The organism is Haemophilus seminalis (genome assembly GCF_006384255.1).
Lineage (GTDB): Bacteria > Pseudomonadota > Gammaproteobacteria > Enterobacterales > Pasteurellaceae > Haemophilus > Haemophilus seminalis.
This window is the reverse complement of sequence record NZ_VCED01000001.1, coordinates 317856-336043: the sequence shown is the minus strand read 5'-3', so window position 1 is coordinate 336043 and position 18188 is coordinate 317856. Positions and strand designations below refer to the sequence as shown.

Annotated in this window: 15 protein-coding genes; 6 read left to right on the top strand and 9 right to left on the bottom strand. The window is 38.7% G+C overall.

What is annotated here, in order from left to right:
• Positions 1-11: 11 nt before the first annotated feature.
• Complete coding sequence (nrdB, locus tag FE813_RS01615) at positions 12-1142, top strand: class Ia ribonucleoside-diphosphate reductase subunit beta (protein ID WP_139989213.1); 1131 nt, start codon at positions 12-14, stop codon at positions 1140-1142.
• A 79-nt stretch (positions 1143-1221) separates the two neighbouring features.
• On the opposite strand, the gene FE813_RS01610 is transcribed toward nrdB, so the two are convergent.
• Entirely contained in the window at positions 1222-3492 is a 2271-nt protein-coding gene (locus FE813_RS01610) for an NADP-dependent malic enzyme (protein WP_139989212.1), read from the bottom strand.
• Between the two features lie 196 nt (positions 3493-3688).
• On the opposite strand from FE813_RS01610, the gene FE813_RS01605 reads away from it, so the two are divergent.
• From FE813_RS01605 to FE813_RS01595, 3 genes are all read left to right on the top strand, one after another.
• Positions 3689-4309, top strand: coding sequence for a DUF1919 domain-containing protein (locus FE813_RS01605; RefSeq protein ID WP_139989211.1), 621 nt, complete (start codon positions 3689-3691; stop codon positions 4307-4309).
• A gap of 90 nt (positions 4310-4399) precedes the next feature.
• A complete protein-coding gene (gene rsuA / locus FE813_RS01600) occupies positions 4400-5098 on the top strand; it encodes a 16S rRNA pseudouridine(516) synthase RsuA (RefSeq protein ID WP_139989210.1) in 699 nt (232 codons plus the stop codon).
• A gap of 1 nt (position 5099) precedes the next feature.
• Positions 5100-6302 carry a Bcr/CflA family multidrug efflux MFS transporter gene (locus FE813_RS01595; protein ID WP_139989209.1) on the top strand — a complete coding sequence of 401 codons (1203 nt, stop codon included), beginning with the start codon at positions 5100-5102 and terminating at the stop codon, positions 6300-6302.
• 50 nt (positions 6303-6352) lie between these two features.
• Here FE813_RS01595 and FE813_RS01590 read toward each other — a convergent pair whose 3' ends face one another.
• Positions 6353-7219 (bottom strand): DMT family transporter, encoded by an 867-nt coding sequence (locus tag FE813_RS01590; protein WP_139989208.1) that lies wholly within the window; start codon positions 7217-7219, stop codon positions 6353-6355.
• A complete protein-coding gene (locus FE813_RS01585) occupies positions 7219-8019 on the bottom strand; it encodes an HI_1241 family integral membrane domain (RefSeq protein WP_139989207.1) in 801 nt (266 codons plus the stop codon). Before FE813_RS01585 ends, FE813_RS01590 begins: the two co-directional genes overlap by 1 nt.
• Positions 8020-8116: 97 nt before the next feature.
• Here FE813_RS01585 and FE813_RS01580 point away from each other — a divergent pair, with 97 nt between their 5' ends.
• Together FE813_RS01580 and proA are read left to right on the top strand one after the other, a co-directional pair.
• Positions 8117-8779: a trimeric intracellular cation channel family protein gene (locus tag FE813_RS01580; RefSeq protein WP_005634779.1), complete on the top strand. Its 663-nt coding sequence runs from the start codon at positions 8117-8119 to the stop codon at positions 8777-8779.
• A gap of 20 nt (positions 8780-8799) precedes the next feature.
• Positions 8800-10053, top strand: a complete 1254-nt coding sequence (proA, locus tag FE813_RS01575; protein ID WP_139989206.1) for a glutamate-5-semialdehyde dehydrogenase — start codon at positions 8800-8802, stop codon at positions 10051-10053.
• Positions 10054-10085: 32 nt separating this feature from the next.
• Here proA and dnaX read toward each other — a convergent pair whose 3' ends face one another.
• The 6 genes from dnaX to FE813_RS01545 form a co-directional block, all read right to left on the bottom strand.
• Positions 10086-12152: a DNA polymerase III subunit gamma/tau gene (gene dnaX / locus FE813_RS01570; protein ID WP_139989205.1), complete on the bottom strand. Its 2067-nt coding sequence runs from the start codon at positions 12150-12152 to the stop codon at positions 10086-10088.
• A gap of 11 nt (positions 12153-12163) precedes the next feature.
• Positions 12164-12706: an adenine phosphoribosyltransferase gene (gene apt, locus FE813_RS01565; protein WP_048954030.1), complete on the bottom strand. Its 543-nt coding sequence runs from the start codon at positions 12704-12706 to the stop codon at positions 12164-12166.
• A gap of 159 nt (positions 12707-12865) precedes the next feature.
• Positions 12866-14095, bottom strand: coding sequence for a 2-oxoglutarate dehydrogenase complex dihydrolipoyllysine-residue succinyltransferase (gene odhB / locus FE813_RS01560; RefSeq protein ID WP_139989204.1), 1230 nt, complete (start codon positions 14093-14095; stop codon positions 12866-12868).
• 121 nt (positions 14096-14216) lie between these two features.
• Positions 14217-17024, bottom strand: coding sequence for a 2-oxoglutarate dehydrogenase E1 component (sucA, locus tag FE813_RS01555; RefSeq protein ID WP_139989203.1), 2808 nt, complete (start codon positions 17022-17024; stop codon positions 14217-14219).
• A 223-nt stretch (positions 17025-17247) separates the two neighbouring features.
• Positions 17248-17748: a tetratricopeptide repeat protein gene (locus FE813_RS01550; RefSeq protein WP_139989202.1), complete on the bottom strand. Its 501-nt coding sequence runs from the start codon at positions 17746-17748 to the stop codon at positions 17248-17250.
• Between the two features lie 13 nt (positions 17749-17761).
• On the bottom strand, positions 17762-18181 hold the full coding sequence (locus FE813_RS01545) for a hypothetical protein (RefSeq protein WP_118808408.1): 420 nt from the start codon (positions 18179-18181) through the stop codon (positions 17762-17764).
• Positions 18182-18188 lie beyond the last annotated feature (7 nt).

Below are 18188 nucleotides of genomic sequence, written 5' to 3'. Positions count from 1 at the left end.
GGACAAATAAAATGGCATACACCACTTTCTCACAAAACAAAAACGACCAGTTAAAAGAACCGATGTTCTTTGGTCAAAACGTTAACGTTGCGCGTTACGATCAACAAAAATATGAGACGTTTGAAAAGCTCATTGAAAAACAACTTTCTTTCTTCTGGCGTCCAGAAGAAGTGGATGTATCACAAGACCGTATTGATTATGCTGCGTTACCTGAGCATGAAAAACACATTTTCATCAGTAACTTAAAATATCAAACCTTATTAGATTCTATTCAGGGTCGTAGTCCAAACGTGGCATTGTTGCCGTTGGTGTCGATTCCGGAATTAGAAACTTGGATTGAGACTTGGACATTCTCTGAAACCATCCACTCTCGCTCTTATACCCACATTATTCGTAATATCGTGAACGATCCGTCTATCGTGTTTGACGACATCGTAACTAACGAAGAAATCATCAAACGTGCGCGCGATATTTCTTCTTACTACGACGATTTAATCCGCGACAGCCAACTTTACAGCCTATACGGCGAAGGTACTTACACGGTAGATGGTAAAGAATGTGTTGTGACATTACGTAATTTGAAAAAACAACTTTACCTTTGCTTGATGAGTGTGAATGCACTTGAAGCTATTCGTTTCTATGTATCCTTCGCTTGCTCATTTGCCTTTGCAGAACGTCAATTAATGGAAGGCAATGCGAAAATCATTAAATTTATCGCACGTGATGAAGCCCTACACTTAACTGGTACGCAGCACATTTTAAACATCATGGCGGCAGGACAAGACGATCCTGAAATGGCTGAAATTGCGGAAGAATGTAAACAAGAAGCCTATGATTTATTCTTAGCGGCAGCGGAACAAGAAAAAGAATGGGCAGATTACTTGTTCAAAGACGGTTCAATGATTGGTTTAAACAAAGATATTTTGGTGCAATACGTAGAATACATCACCAATATCCGTATGCAAGCTGTTGGTCTTCCATTACCATTTGGTGCACGTTCTAACCCAATTCCATGGATTAACGCATGGCTTGTTTCTGACAATGTACAAGTGGCACCACAAGAAGTGGAAGTAAGTTCTTACCTTGTTGGTCAAATTGATTCCAAAGTAGATACCAAGGATTTTGGCGATTTTGATTTATAAAATATTTAGAATCTAGAATCACTTCATATAAAAGGCCCCGCAATTAATAACGGAGCCTAATTTATATTTCATTTATCCATTACTCTTGCTGAGCCTTTACTGCCGCATAGGCTACCATATTAATAATACGGCGAACAGATGCCCCCGGATTAAGAATATGCGCAGATTTGTTCATACCCATTAAGATTGGGCCAACAGTAATTGCCGTAGTGGTTCCGCGTAATAAGCTATAACTAATACGTGATGAACTCAAATCAGGGAATACTAATAAATTAGCACTTCCTTTCAATGGGCTATCAGGCATGACTTCTTTGCGGTGAGCTTCATTCATCGCTAAATCGCCACGCATTTCACCATCGATCATTAAGTGCGGATTACGCTCTTTGACGATCTGTAACACTTCACGCATTTTTGGTGCACCTAATGAATTAGATGAACCAAAATTAGAATGAGAAAGCAATGCAACTGCAGGTTCAATACCGAAACGATGGATTTCTTCTGCTGCCATTAAGGTAATTTCAGCTAATTCTTCTGTTGTTGGATTACTGTTTACGTGAGTATCAGTTAAGAACACGTTACCAGTCGGTAATACAAGGCTATTTAAAGCCGCGGAAGTTTTCACGCCATCTTTTAAGCCAATAATATCGCGAATAGATGCAAGATGTTTTCCGTATGAACCAAATAAGCCGCATACTAAAGCATCTGCATAACCTAAACTAAGTAACGTAGAAGCTAATACGGTGGTGTTAGAACGCACGACACGTTTTGCGATTGCAGGTGTAATGCCTTTACGTTTGGTAAGCTCGTAGTAGTGTTTCCAACATTCTTCATAGCGAGGATTATCTTCGTTATCCACAATTTCAAAATCGACACCGGCGGTTAAACGTAAACCAAGTTTTTTAATTTTTTCTTCAATCACACTGCGGCGACCAATTAAAATTGGATTTGCCAAGCCCATTGAAATCACTTCTTGGGTGGCATGCAATGCTTTATTTTCTTCCCCTTCCGCTAAAATAATGCGTTGTTTTGCCGCTTTTGCTTGGCTGAAAATAGGGCGCATAAACAAGCTCGTTTTGTAAACAAACTGAGTTAGTTTTTCAACATAAGCATCCCAATTTTGGATTGGACGAGTTGCCACACCTGATTCCATTGCGGCTTTTGCTACCGCTGGTGCGATACGCACAATTAAGCGAGGATCGAATGGGCGAGGAATCACATAATCGGCACCAAATGTCGCCCCTTCACCACCGTAAGCTGAAGTTACCACTTCGTTTTGCTCTTCTAATGCAAGATCAGCGATCGCATAAACTGCTGCACGTTTCATTTCTTCATTAATAGTGGTTGCACCCACATCTAATGCGCCACGGAAAATGAATGGGAAACAAAGCACGTTATTTACTTGGTTTGGATAATCAGAACGGCCTGTACATACAATCGCATCAGGACGAACCGCTTTCGCTTCTGGCGGGGTAATTTCAGGATTTGGGTTAGCCAAAGCAAGAATAATTGGATGCGCAGCCATGGTTTTCACCATATCTTGTGTAAGCGCACCAGCTGCAGAACAACCTAAGAAAATATCTGCATTTGGAATCGCATCACCAAGTTTACGCCAGCCATTATCTTCAATTGCATAATCTTTTTTGGTTTGATCCATTTTGTCATCACGACCTTTATATACCACGCCTTTAGAGTCGCAAACCGTGATGTTTTCACGTTTCATACCTAAAGAAAGCAATAAGTTCAAGCACGCAATAGATGCAGCGCCCGCACCAGACGCAACAAGTCGAACATCTTCAATTTTTTTACCTACAATACGAAGAGAATTGATGATCGCGGCAGCACTGATGATCGCCGTACCATGTTGATCATCATGGAATACAGGAATGTTCATTCTCTCACGCAATTTTTGTTCAATATAGAAACATTCCGGTGCTTTAATATCTTCTAAATTGACCCCACCGAAAGTTGGCTCTAACGAAGCAATAATATCAACAAGTTTATCGGGATCATGTTCATTCACTTCAATATCAAATACATTGATACCAGCAAATTTTTTGAACAATACGCCCTTCCCTTCCATTACAGGTTTGCCGGCAAGCGCGCCGATATTACCAAGACCAAGTACCGCTGTACCATTGGAAATCACCGCCACTAAATTGCCACGCGCCGTATATTTGTAAGAGGCTGCAGGATCTTTTTCAATTTCTAAACAAGGCTCAGCCACACCGGGTGAATAAGCTAAAGCCAGATCGCGTTGTGTTGCTAATGATTTTGTTGGGGTAACTTCGATTTTTCCCGGAATTGGAAATTCGTGGAAATCCAAGGCAGCTTGACGTAATTGTTCGCTCATAATAAATGCTCCATTTTATTGAAACAGGATTGAAATATTACGTCGATTATAGCGGTTTTTTATCTAAAAAATTGTGACAGACTGCAAATTTTCACAAAATCATTACAAAATTTTTTGATGCGAGGCATTAGCTAGACTTTTCATTTTTCAGCAAAAAAGGTACGATTTTCACAATAAAATCATAGAGGATAAGAAAATGAACCCATTTCAAAAAATCAAAAGTGCGGTGAATAAATGCCAAAGATTTTTTATCAATCGTTCATTACAACGTAAATTGACTAACCAAGGCATGACTGTCATTTCTGCCAATTGCGTGGGGGCTTTTATCTTACATGATTTGCACCAGCCGTTTAATTCCCCTTTTGTGAATCTCTATCTCTCGCCACAGGATTTTTTACGTTATTTACAAAATATGGATTTCTATCTCACACAACCTCTCACATTCGTAAAAACAGAAAAAAGTTATCCAGTGGGGAAACTTGCGGATCTTGAAATTCATTTTATGCACTATCACAGTGATCAAGAAGCCAATGAAAAATGGCAACTTCGCACATCACGAATGAATTTCGATAATCTTTTTATTATGATGACAGATCGAGATGGTGTAACCGAAAAAGACATTCAACTTTTTGATCAACTCCCTTTCAAAAATAAAGTGATTTTTACTCACAACCCCTACCCTGCTTTTAAATCAGCTTATTATATAAAAGGCTTCGAGAAGCAAAATCAGGTGGGCGATATTTTTGAATTTTCTGGCTGGACTGGGAAAAAATATTACGATCAATTCGATTACGTGAAGTGGTTTAATCAAGCTTAATAGATAAAGGCTGCATTGCAGCCTTTTTTGTTTCGTTCTAAAAGCAAAAACCTGTACAATGCCTAGCGAATTTTAACAAGAGAAAACATAATGAGATTAGATAAATTTATTGCTGAAAATACAGGATTAACGCGTTCTCAAGCAACAAAAGCAATCCGCCAAAGTGCGGTAAAAATTAATGGTGAAATTGTCAAAAGTGGCTCAGTACAAATTTCACAAGAAGACGAAATTTATTTTGAAGATGAATTATTAACTTGGGTAGAAGAAGGTCAATATTTTATGTTGCATAAGCCACAAGGCTGTGTTTGTTCTAATGATGACGGCGACTATCCAACAATTTATCAATTTTTCGATTACCCTTTGGCTGGAAAATTACATAGCGCGGGTCGCTTAGACATGAATACGACAGGTCTCGTATTGCTTACCGATGATGGACAATGGTCACATCGCATCACTTCGCCAAAACATCATTGTGAAAAAACCTATTTGGTGACATTAGCTGATCCCGTAGAAGAAAATTACGCAACAGCTTGTGCAGAAGGTATTTTATTACGCGGAGAAAAAGAACCTACTAAACCAGCAAAATTAGAAATCTTAGATGATTACAATGTGAATCTGACCATTTCTGAAGGTCGCTATCATCAAGTAAAACGTATGTTTGCCGCACTTGGGAATAAAGTCGTTGGATTACATCGCTGGAAAATTGGGGATGTTGTGCTGGATCAATCCTTAGAAGAAGGCGAATTCCGCCCATTGACTCAAAGTGAAATCGAAAGTTTGGTGAAATAAGATGAGTCAACAAAAATCTACTTTTATCTTTATTCTTACGCTCGGTATTCTCTCCATGCTACCGCCTTTTGGCGTGGATATGTATTTGCCGTCTTTTTTAGAAATTGCGAAAGATCTCGGTGTGAGTCCAGAGCAAGTACAACACACGCTCACTTCTTTTGCTTATGGCATGGCGTTTGGTCAGCTTTTCTGGGGGCCTTTTGGTGATAGTTTCGGACGAAAACCGATCATTTTACTCGGAGTCATTGTAGGTGCACTCACAGCTTTAGTGCTCACCGAAATAAATTCAGTCGGAAATTTCACCGCACTTCGTTTTGTGCAAGGTTTCTTTGGTGCCGCACCAGTTGTGCTTTCAGGCGCATTATTGCGTGATTTATTTAGTAAAGATCAGCTATCCAAAGTGATGTCCACCATCACGTTAGTATTTATGCTTGCGCCTTTAGTTGCGCCAATTATTGGTGGTTACATCGTTAAATTTTTCCACTGGCACGCGATTTTTTACGTTATTTCGCTCGTGGGATTATTAGCCGCAGCATTGGTCTTTTTCATCATTCCAGAAACCCATAAAAAAGAAAATCGCATTCCGCTGCGCTTAAATATTATTGCTCGCAATTTTCTTCTGCTTTGGAAGCAAAAAGAAGTGCTTGGCTACATGTTTGCCGCCTCTTTTGGCTTTGGCGGGTTGTTTGCTTTTGTGACTGCAGGATCAATTGTCTATATCGGCATTTATGGGGTTCCCGTCGATCAGTTCGGTTACTTCTTCATGATGAATATCGTTACAATGATCTTTGCCTCCTTTTTGAATAGCCGATTTGTCACTAAAGTGGGCGCAGAAACAATGTTACGGATAGCCCTCACAATTCAATTCCTTTCTGGAATGTGGCTAATTTTGACCGCACTTTTAGATCTCGGTTTTTGGCCAATGGCAATTGGCATCGCCTTTTTCGTCGGTCCAAACCCAGTAATTTCATCAAATGCAATGGCATCAGCTTTAGAAAGATGTCCTCAAATGGCGGGAACAGCAAATTCTTTGATTGGTAGCGTACGTTTTGCAGTGGGTGCAATTATGGGAAGTTTAGTCGCGTCAATGAAAATGGATACTGCCGCACCAATGCTCTTTACTATGGGGGCATGTGTTGCGATTTCCGTGTTGGCGTATTACTTTCTAACCAGCCGAAATCTTAAAAAATCTATGGGAAAATAGGCTCACAATTCATGGTTGTTCCCTCAATATGATTGAGGGAACATTAATTTCTAACGTTTTGATCCTAAATAAATCGCAAATAAAGTGAGCAATGCACCAAGACATTGCCAAAGATTAATCGCTTTATCCAAATAGAAATAATCAATCAACAATGCAACTACTGGCTCCGTGAGTAACAATAATCCAGTAACACTTAGCGAAAGCAAAGGGATTGAATAAGCAATCATGCCCCAAGCAATACACTGCATTACTGCACCATACATCAAGACTAATCCCCAATCCAGCCATGTTGTTGGATAAAGATTGTTTGAATTGAAAATTAAAGATGGGACAAGTAGCACTAAAGCACCTGTCAAACTGATAATTAACATCAATGGGAATAATGCCGTTTGCTCTTCTTGATGAACTTTTTTCACCATCACCATAGAACCAGCCAACATTACCGCTGAAATTAAACCAATCACAATGCCATAAATTCCGTCAATATTATGCTGTAATTCTTCTACAGAAATTAACGCTACGCCAACTATCGCCAAAAACAAACTTAATATTTGTAGTTTGCTTTGACATTCTGCAAAAAAGACAAAACCAATGGCAGCCAAACAAAAAATTTGCAAGCTATTTAATAAGGTAGAAATGCCTGGACCTACGGAGTAAATACTTTCATGCCAAAAGGCAAGATCAAACGCTAAAAATACCCCTGAAAGTGCGGCGAAAAATAAAGCCTTTTTACTTTTCGGAAAATGTTGGCGTTTTAGTTTCATTAAAAAATAGAAAATGCCTGATGCAATTAATAATCGCCAAAAAGCAATTGCATAAGCACCGACAGGCACGAACTTAACAATCAAACTACCTAAGCCAAATAAAATACAGCCTACCACCAACATCAAAGAGGCAATATTATTTTGCTTTTCCATTAAGCGAAGACCATCCATAACGGCAAGCAAATAGCAATAAATAATAGGATAAATAAACTATTGGCAGATAATTTCCACTTTTGAAAACTATGCAGAATCAAAATAGCCGCAATAACAAAATGGCAAACAAAATAAATGATGTAAGCGAAAATACTGTCAGAATTAACCGCACTTTCCATGCCATTTAAAAGTAAAAATAAAAACATTGCTAAAGCATTTAGGGCAAGCAATATAATCATGGCTAAGGGCAATAATGCAATAAAACCTTGTAAACGATTTCGTGCAATAACAAGCGCAAGATTTGCCAAAATCACGCCAGATAAAATCGGCGCAAAAGGGTTATATTCAGCAAAATCACTCGCAGGAAGCGCGGTAAAAATCATTAAATAACTCAAGCAACCTAAACCCGCAATTAATGCAGCCATCAATAAAAAGCTATTACGGATTTTTTCAGTTTTTGGTTGTTTCCAAATAAAATACACGACAGAAAGACCACATATGCTCATCACGTTAGTAAGCGTGTGATTACTCTGTAATAGACTTATCAGCAACCACAATGCCCAATAAATGGCAAAAGTCAGATTAACTTTGATTAAACGACCACGTTGTCCTGGGCAAATTTCGCCACGATAAAATACCAACAAAGAAATTAGCTGTGCAACCAACACACCTATACCTAAATGAGGCATTGTTTGCTTTTCAGATTGCAAAGAAAAAATAAATAGATCGATGCCAAGCACCATTGAGATCGATAATACCGCAAGCAATGCCGCGATATATTTAGAAGATTGTTCTGACATAATTTTGACGTCTGAAAAAATAATGCGCCATTATGCTAAAAATTCATTAAATTTTAAAGTAGAATGAAACCAATTATAACCGCACTTAGGTACATGAATGTTACTTAGTATTTTATATATCATCGGTATCACAGCTGAAGGAATGACAGGTGCACTTGCGGCAGGTCGTGAAAAAATGGATATTTTTGGCGTGATAATTATCGCATCCGTCACTGCCATTGGCGGTGGCTCTGTGCGTGATGTACTACTCGGACATTACCCTCTAGGCTGGGTTAAACATCCAGAATATTTTTTAATGGTAGCAAGTGCAGCGGTGATTACCGTATATGTTGCGCCATTCATCAATCATTTTATGCGCTACTTCCGCACTATTTTCTTGGTACTCGATGCGATGGGTTTAGTGGTGTATTCCATTATTGGCGCGCAAATTGCGATGGATATGGGACATAGCCTCACTATTGTAAGTATTGCCGGCTGTATTACAGGTGCCTTTGGCGGGGTTCTACGCGATATGCTATGCAATCGAATTCCTCTCGTATTCCAAAAAGAACTCTACGCCAGCATTGCACTATTTGCCACGCTGACTTATTACGCATTAAGCACACTTCAAGTAGAACATACTCTTGCCGTGTTACTCACACTTATTAGCAGCTTTACTTTACGCCTTTTAGCTATTCATTTCGAATGGGGTTTACCCGTGTTTAATTACCAAGAACTCACATCAGAAGAACAAGATAAGCTGCCAAATAAAAAGAAATAAATACAATAAAGGGAATAACTATGTTAGAACAAATGGGTAAACAAGCTAAAGATGCTGCATTTATCTTGGCTCGACTCACCACTGCTGAAAAAAATCGTGCATTATCTATTATTGCAGAACAACTCGAACAACAAGCACCGCTTATCTTAGCCGAAAACGCAAAAGATATTGAACTAGCTAAACAAAATGGATTATCTGATGCTTTGATTGATCGCCTACTACTCACACAAGAACGTTTGCAAGGCATTGCTAATGATGTACGCCACGTTATTTCACTTTCAGATCCAGTGGGGAAAATCATAGACGGCGGTACATTGGATAGCGGACTTAAAATCGAACGCGTACGCACTCCGCTTGGCGTCATTGGCACAATTTATGAGGCTCGCCCAAATGTGACCATTGATGTGGCAAGTCTTTGCCTTAAAACCAGTAATGCAGTGATTTTACGCGGTGGTAAAGAAACACAGTTTTCTAACAAAATTCTAATCGAAGTTGTACAAAATGCTTTAGAGCAAGCAGGCTTACCAAAATTTGCAGTGCAAGCCATTACCGATCCAAACCGTGAACTCGTTATGCAATTATTAAAACTGGATCGCTATGTGGATATGATTATTCCTAGGGGTGGTGCGGGTTTACATGAATTGTGTAAACAACATTCTACTATTCCTGTTATTGTGGGTGGTGTGGGTGTTTGCCATACTTTCGTTGAAAAAAGTGCGGATCAAAATAAAGCGATTTTTGTTATTGATAACGCCAAAACCCAACGTCCAAGCACTTGTAACACATTGGAAACATTGTTAGTTCAACATTCTATTGCTGAAGAATTTTTACCTAAACTTGTCTCTCACCTCGCTACCAAAAACGTAAAATATCACGCAAAATCCACCGCACTTAATATATTGAAACAAGCGGGTGCGAATGTCTTCGAAGTGACAGAAAAAGAATTGCGCGAAGAATGGGGATCATTGGATTTGAATGTGGTTGTTGTAGAAGATATTCATGCCGCTATTGAGCATATCCGCCAATATGGTACGCAACATTCTGAAAGTATTTTAACTTCCTCACAAAACCTCGCGCGTCAATTTATTAATCAAGTCGACGCCGCTGCTGTTTATGTGAATGCAAGCACACGTTTTACTGATGGCGGACAATTTGGATTAGGCGCAGAAGTTGCCGTGAGTACTCAAAAACTTCACGCTCGTGGCCCAATGGGATTAGAAGCATTAACAAGTTATAAATGGGTTTGTGAGGGAGACTATACTGTACGTAGATAATGAATTCTGAATAAATAAAGATCAAACTATAGCTAAACTGGGCGAATACTCTCTACGTCTAGTTTAGCATCAAACTCTTTCTGTAAAAGTAGAATTTTATTGTCTTGTTGAAGTGCAGTTCTCGCTTTCTCCTTTAAAGTTTGATAAATATTACGACGATATTCCATCGGTGTGGTGACGGAACTGTCATCAATGTTAATTTTTACATGAATAGCCTTGCCTTGAAGTTTACTTAATGCTTCAGTTAAATGCTTAATACTTCTCTCTTGGCATAGATGGGATTTTTCTGAATGTAATCCAAGATTGATTTCATCATCAGTTTTACTTTGCAAGAAACAATTTAACGCTAATTCTTTGCTAAATCCTGTTACCCCTGAACGTTCCACCATATCAGCCCACTCATCTTGTTGTTGAGTTTGGGTAATGATTTTTAAACGTAATTCAGGCGTAATATCTTTTAAAATCGCCTGTTTTATATCAGAAGGGCGAACGCCTGTATCAGCTTTAGCAAACTCTGGATTACTCCATTCCCAACGATAAGTCTCTGCATCTAAAATCTCCCGTTCTTCCTGCATTATTTCGGCATTATCCTCCATAGAATTTTCAACAATAGCAACTTCTTTAGCCATACTAGCTATTTGAGGAGAAAAAGAGGAAAGTTTTTCATTTTTTAATTTTGGTGCAGACATTTCGCGCACAGGAAGTGCGGTCATTTTTTTATTCGATTTTTCTTCATCTAGTTCTTGGATGTGATGTAAAGTCTCACTTACTGCAGCTAGTGATTCAGCTTTGTGTTCTTGACGTTCTTGGTTTTCCAGTTGTGTTAAATGTTCAAGCGCATCTAAAGCCGAAAGGCTTGCCAAATTTGGAATGCTCGTTTTATTTGGTTTTGCTTGAGAATAAGCTGATTTTACACTTTGCGACAGTACTGGCACATCGACATAATTACCTGTATTTTCAACCGCACCTGGAGTTGATAGCGGTGGAGTAATTGTAGTGTTAGCCTTTGGTACTGCCGTAAGGAACTTTGGGTGGAATGCCAATGCCCTCAATAATGTCATTTCTGTGCCAATACGACGGTTTGGCGCATTTGATAAGTCTTTTCTACCAGAAACAATCACTTGATAAAAAAACTGAACATCTTCTGGAGAGATATGTTTGGCTAAAAATGAAAAATGTTCATTGTCATCTGAAGATTTTTGTGGAAGAAGTTGCATGAGTGCAATTTGATGTAATTTTTCTGCACATTCACCAAGTAATTTATCCCAATCACCTGCCGCATCTGCAACTTTTTGCAGTGTTCGCATTAATAGTTCACCATTACCTTGGTGTAAAGCGTACAAAATGTCAACAGAATAGTTATCATCAAGTAACCCTAACATATTGCTTACAACACTATTAGTAACTTGTTGGTCACCCATAGCAATGGCTTGATCGGTTAAACTTAAGCTATCACGAATACTTCCTTGCGCCGCTTTTGCAAGTTTAACTAACGCAGGATCTTCAAAAGGAATATTTTCTTGCGTCAGAATATGGGCAAGATGCTGGGAGATTTGGGTTTCATCTAATGCTTTGAGATGAAATTGTAAACAGCGAGAAAGAATAGTTACAGGTAATTTTTGTGGATCCGTTGTCGCGAGTAAGAATTTTACATATTCTGGTGGTTCTTCCAAAGTCTTGAGCAACGCATTAAATGAATGGCGAGATAGCATATGGACTTCATCGATTAAGTAAACCTTAAATCTGCCCACAACTGGTTTATATTGCACGTTATCTAATAATTCGCGCGTGTCTTCAACTTTTGTGCGTGATGCTGCATCAATTTCAATTAAATCAATAAAATTACCTTGCTCAATCGCTTTACAATTTTCACATTCACCGCAGGGTGTTGCGGTTACACCATGTACACAATTTAATCCTTTTGCAAACAATCGAGCAATAGAGGTTTTCCCTACACCACGGGTGCCTGAAAAGAGGTAAGCGTGATGTAGTCGATTATCTTTTAATCCATTTGCTAATGCCGTGATAATGTGTTCTTGCCCAACAACATCAGCAAATGTTTTTGGTCGCCACTTTCTGGCTAAGACTTGATAGCTCATCGAATCCTTAATTAATGACCTTCAAAATTGACGAGTGTATAGCAATCAACGCCCAAATTATTTAAGCGTTTTTCGCCACCTAATTCAGGTAAATTAATCACAAATGCAGCGTGTTTTACTACTCCACCTAAACGTTGTACTAATTTTACCGTCGCTTCAACGGTGCCGCCTGTTGCTAATAAATCATCAATGATTAAAACATTGTCACCTTCTGAAATTGCATCAATGTGCATTTCCAAAGTATCTTGACCATATTCTAATTGATAAGATTGAGAAATAGTTTCACGTGGTAATTTTTTAGGTTTACGTACTAATTCGAAAGGTAAACCTAGTGCTAGGGCAACGGGTGCGCCAAAAATAAAACCACGAGATTCGGTTCCAAGCACTTTGGTAAGTCCTTTGTCACGATATTGTTCCACAATAAGATCTATTGTTGCTTTAAAAGCTGATGGAACTTCTAAAAGGCTGGTAATGTCACGAAAGATAATGCCTTCTTTTGGATAGTTAGGAATTGATTTGATAGAAGATTTTATTAAATCAAGTTGTGTAGTCATAAATATTGCTCACAAAGTGCGGTTAAGAAAATAAATATTTTTGGATAGGCATTCTATCATAAAAACGCAAAAAATATGCGTCACACCAAAATTTCATACAACCAAAGTTGAATTTAAATAAAGTATAACGCATATCTGTATTTAACGTTTTTATAAAAACTAAATTTCCAATAATAATCTTGTTGGGTCTTCCAATAATTCTTTAATCGTTACCAAGAAACCAACAGATTCACGGCCATCAATTAAACGATGATCGTAAGATAAAGCAAGATACATCATCGGACGAATCACAACTTGACCATTAAGCGCAATCGGACGTTCTTTAATTGCATGCATTCCTAAAATCGCACTTTGTGGTGGATTGATAATTGGGGTGGACATAAGAGAACCAAACACGCCGCCATTTGTAATAGTAAAATTGCCGCCAGTGAGATCTTCTACAGTCAATTTGCCATCACGACCTTTTTCAGCTAATGCCTTAATTTGTTTTTCAATATCTGCCATACTGAGCTTATCGCAATCGCGAAGCACTGGGGTGACTAATCCACGCGGGGTCGAAACCGCAATACTAATATCAAAATAGTTATGGTAAACAACGTCATCCCCATCAATAGAAGCATTCACTTCAGGGTAACGTTTCAATGCTTCCACAACCGCTTTGATATAAAAAGACATAAATCCTAAACGAACACCATGCTGTTTTTCAAATTTTTCTCCATAGGTTTTGCGCAAAGTCATTATCGGCTGCATATCCACTTCATTGAAAGTAGTAAGCATTGCTGTACTATTTTTGGCTTCCAGTAAACGTTCAGCAATACGTTTACGCAAACGGGTCATTGGCACACGTTTTTCAGAACGTGCACTATAAGCTACCGTACTAATTGTATTTTGCTCAGTGGCAACTTCTTGTTTCGCTTGCAGTGCTTGTCGTTTTGCGATTTCACGCTCAATGTCTTCACGTGTTAAACGGCCACCCACACCCGAACCTTGAATTTGATCGGCTTGTAAATCATGTTCTGCTAATAAACGGCGAATCGCAGGGCCTTGATCCGCATTATGATTATGACTATTTTCAATCGCTGCATGTTGACGATCAGATGGTGTGGGTTCATTCGTTGCTTTTAACGTCGCGGGACTGACATCCCCTTCTTGAGCCGTAGAAATTTTGCCTAGCAGCTGTTTGCTCACCACAGTTTCGCCCTCAGCTTGAACAACTTCTGCCAACACGCCATCAGAAAGTGCGGGTACTTCTAGCACGACTTTATCCGTTTCAATTTCTACAATAACTTCATCACGTTTCACAATATCGCCTACTTTTTTATGCCAAGTAGCCACTGTTGCATCTGCAACTGATTCAGGTAGGTCTGGAACAAGAATTTCAATGGTCATTTTATTTTTCCTTATCTCTTAAAGTGCAACTTATTGCACTGAATTACTCTTTTACTTTTTATCCACGATGCAACAAGTACACCTGTAAATTTATAAAAATATCTTAATTTTTAACCGCACTTTATAGGGTTAACGCATCTTCCACTAACTGTTTTTGCTGTTTAGTGTGAAGCGACATATAACCCACAGCAGGTGAAGCCGAAGCTGGACGCCCTGCATATTTGAGTTTAACGGATTCTGGAATTGCTGATTCAAAATTATGTTTGCTGCAATACCAAGCCCCTTGGTTAAGTGGTTCTTCTTGGCACCATACATAATCCGAGACATGTGCATAAGGCTCAAGCGCTTTCTTCACATCTTCATGTGGGAATGGATAAAGCTGCTCAATACGAATAATCGCAACATTTTTCTGATTATTCGCACGACGTTGTTCAATTAAATCGTAATAAACTTTACCTGAACACATTACCACACGTTTTACATCTTTAGGATCAAGCTCGTCAATTTCTCCAATTACCGTTTGGAAAGCTCCATTAATCAACTCATCTAAACTGGATACAGCCAATGGATGGCGTAACAAAGATTTTGGAGAAATAGCAATCAATGGACGGCGCATTTTACGTAAAGATTGACGGCGCAACATATGGTACACCTGTGCTGGCGTTGATGGCACGCAGACTTGCATATTTTGTTCAGCACAAAGTTGCAAATAACGTTCAAGACGTGCGGAAGAATGTTCTGGGCCCTGCCCCTCATAGCCATGAGGCAATAACATAACTAAACCACACATTCTCCCCCATTTTTGTTCGCCGGAGCTAATAAATTGGTCGATAACAATTTGTGCACCATTAGCAAAATCGCCAAATTGCGCTTCCCAAATGGTTAAAGTTTTTGGATCTGTTGTTGCATAGCCATATTCAAAAGCAAGTACAGATTCTTCAGAAAGTACAGAATCCCATACTTCAAAACGACCTTGGTTAGCATGCAGATGGGTCAATGGCACATACCCCGTACCATCATTTTGATTATGCACAACAGCATGGCGATGGAAAAAGGTTCCGCGCCCAGCATCTTCACCTGATAAACGGACATTAACACCTTCATCAAGTAAGGTTGCATAAGCCATGGTTTCAGCCATCCCCCAATCGAGCAATTTCTCGCCTTGATACATTGCTTTACGATCATTATAGATTTTTTCTACACGAGGATGCGCACGTAAACTTTCTGGATATTCACACACACGTTTAGCAAGCGTTAAAAAACGTTCCTGTGAAAATTTGCTTTCATACGGCGCAGTCCAATCATAGTTTAAATATTGCAACCAATCCATTTTTGCCGTATCCATTTCTCGCCATTCAGATACGACTCGATCACCATTATCTAGTGCATCGCGATAATCATTCGCCATCTCGGTGACTTGTTCTTCAGTCATCACGCCTTCTGCAACTAAGCGATCTGCATAAACTTTACGAGGTGTAGGATGTTTTTTGATGATGCTATACATCATTGGTTGAGTAGCTAATGGCTCATCAGCTTCGTTATGACCATGACGACGATAAGAAATCAAATCAATAAAAATATCTCGTTTGAATAAATTACGATATTCCACCGCCATACGCGCAGCAAAAGCAACCGCTTCAGGATCATCACCATTAACGTGAATAATCGGCGCTTGAATCATTTTCGCAATATCGGTGCAATACTCTGTGGAACGCGTGTCATTCGGATTAGATGTCGTAAAACCAATTTGGTTATTAATCACGATACGAATGGTACCGCCCACACTGTAACCACGGGCATTTGACATATTCAATGTTTCTTGAACAACGCCCTGCCCAGCTACAGCGGAATCACCATGTACTGTAATCGCTAAAACTTGGCTACGCGTTGTATCATTAATGCGAGTCTGTCTTGAGCGCACAGAGCCCACTACTACTGGGTTTACAATTTCCAAATGAGATGGATTAAATGCCAAAGTTAAGTGAACTCGCTTATCATCCACTGCGAAATCAGAAGAAAAACCTTGATGATATTTCACATCCCCCGTACGTTCACTCGAATGTTTACCCGCAAATTCATCAAATAAATCCTCAGGCTTTTTACCTAATACATTCACGAGCATATTCAAACGCCCACGGTGTGCCATTCCCATTACCACATCATTTACCCCTTGGCGACTAGCATGACGGATAATTTCTTTCATTAATGGAATAAATGCATCACTTCCTTCTAAAGAAAAGCGTTTCGCCCCCGGGAATTTTGCACCCAGATAACGTTCTAAACCGTCTGCAGCGGTAAGTTCACGAAGAAAATTAACACGTTCCTCAGATGTAAAAAGCGGTTTATCTAACACACTTTCCATTTTGCTCTGAAGCCAAGTTTTCTGTGCCATATCTTGCACATGCATAAACTCCAAACCAATTGAACCACAATATGTCTCTTTCAACATTTGAGCCAATTCGCCAAGTTTAATGGTATCGCGTTTGTAAACGTAATGATTAATATTGAAGGTTTCGTTGAGATCTTGTTCAGTAAAACCGTGATGACGATAATCTAATTCAGGGACGGAAGAGACTTTCCAACGATAATAATTTAGGGGATCGAGATTAGCCTCTAAATGGCCACGAAAACGATAGGCATTGATAAATTGTAGAACTTTCACCAATTTTGCACCAGCAGCAGGATCTATCACTGTCACCGCTTCATTATGATTTTCTCGCGCTAAACGACGAAAATAATCTCGTACTGGTGTATGGGGCTGTTCAAGTGCGGTTATTTTTGGTAAAGAATCAAAAGTGGCCCGCCAGCTTTCCTCCACCGACTGCGGATCACTCAAATAGCTTTCATAAAGTTCTTCTATATAAGATTGATTTGCACCGCCTAATGCTGTGCTAGCTAACCAATCATCAAATGCCTTGTTTTGCTGCATAATTACCTCTTTATTATGATTATTTGGAACGATATTTTTCGCTCCATTTTTTCTCCATTATACATAGGATTGAAAAGGAAATAAGTCTCTTATCAGAAATTGTTACAAATTTGTGATCTAGTTCAAACTCTTTGAATTTCAAACAATAAAAAATCCCTTTCATCTGATGGTGAAAGGGATTTTAAAAAAGAAAACGAATCTTAGTAAGAATCATTGATTTTTATTAATACTTACCTTCATTCATCAGCCGATAATTATGGCAGGCATCTTCTATACCATTATCACAAGCTCTTCCAGTCCATTCTTTTGCTTCAGCTCGATTCTGTCTTACGCCTTGACCACGATAATATTTCTGTGCAAGCATTGCTTGAGCAATAGGAATATTTTGTTGTGCCGCAGCCTTAAACCATTTAACAGCTTGATTATAGCTTTGCTGCACACAATCTCCCTGATCGTATGCCATAGCTAAAGAAAATTGTCCTAATGCACTTCCTTGTTCTGCAGCTCTAGTAAACCAATAAATAGATTGAGAACAATCTTGTGGTATATCTCCATAGCCTTTACCATAACGAGCTGCCAGCATTAATTGTGCTTCTTCATTGCCTTGCTCTGCTTTTTGAATCAGCTGAGTACGAGAAATATTTGCAGGCAAATTAGCTGATACTGATTGTGAAAAAGCTAATACTAAAAATGGTATTGCTAAAATTTTAATTGAATGTTTCATATTTATTTGCTTATTAAAACCCTTGATATTTTAAAGTGCGATAAATATTTTCATAGTGCTCAACATATAATTTACACTCTTGAAAATTAGGTTGAATATTTATACTACGTGCCTTATTAATAATATCCATATGATTTTCAACTGACTTATGGAATATATAATCTCTTTTTATAAAATTATATCTACCTTGTCCAAAAACTGTACCACCTATAGTTTCTTTGGCTGCAAATTTTAATCTTTCACCAATTCCTACATCAGGTAAATTCGATATATTTTTCAAGTCAGATATATTGCTATATCGAGACAAACATTCCATCGTCATTTTTTCTTCTTTTCCTAATTTAAATGCTTCTTCATCAGAGATCATATATGCTGTAATACAACCCGTTAATGAAAAAGCAGATAATAGAATTAATGCTATTTTAAATTTCATTTAAAAT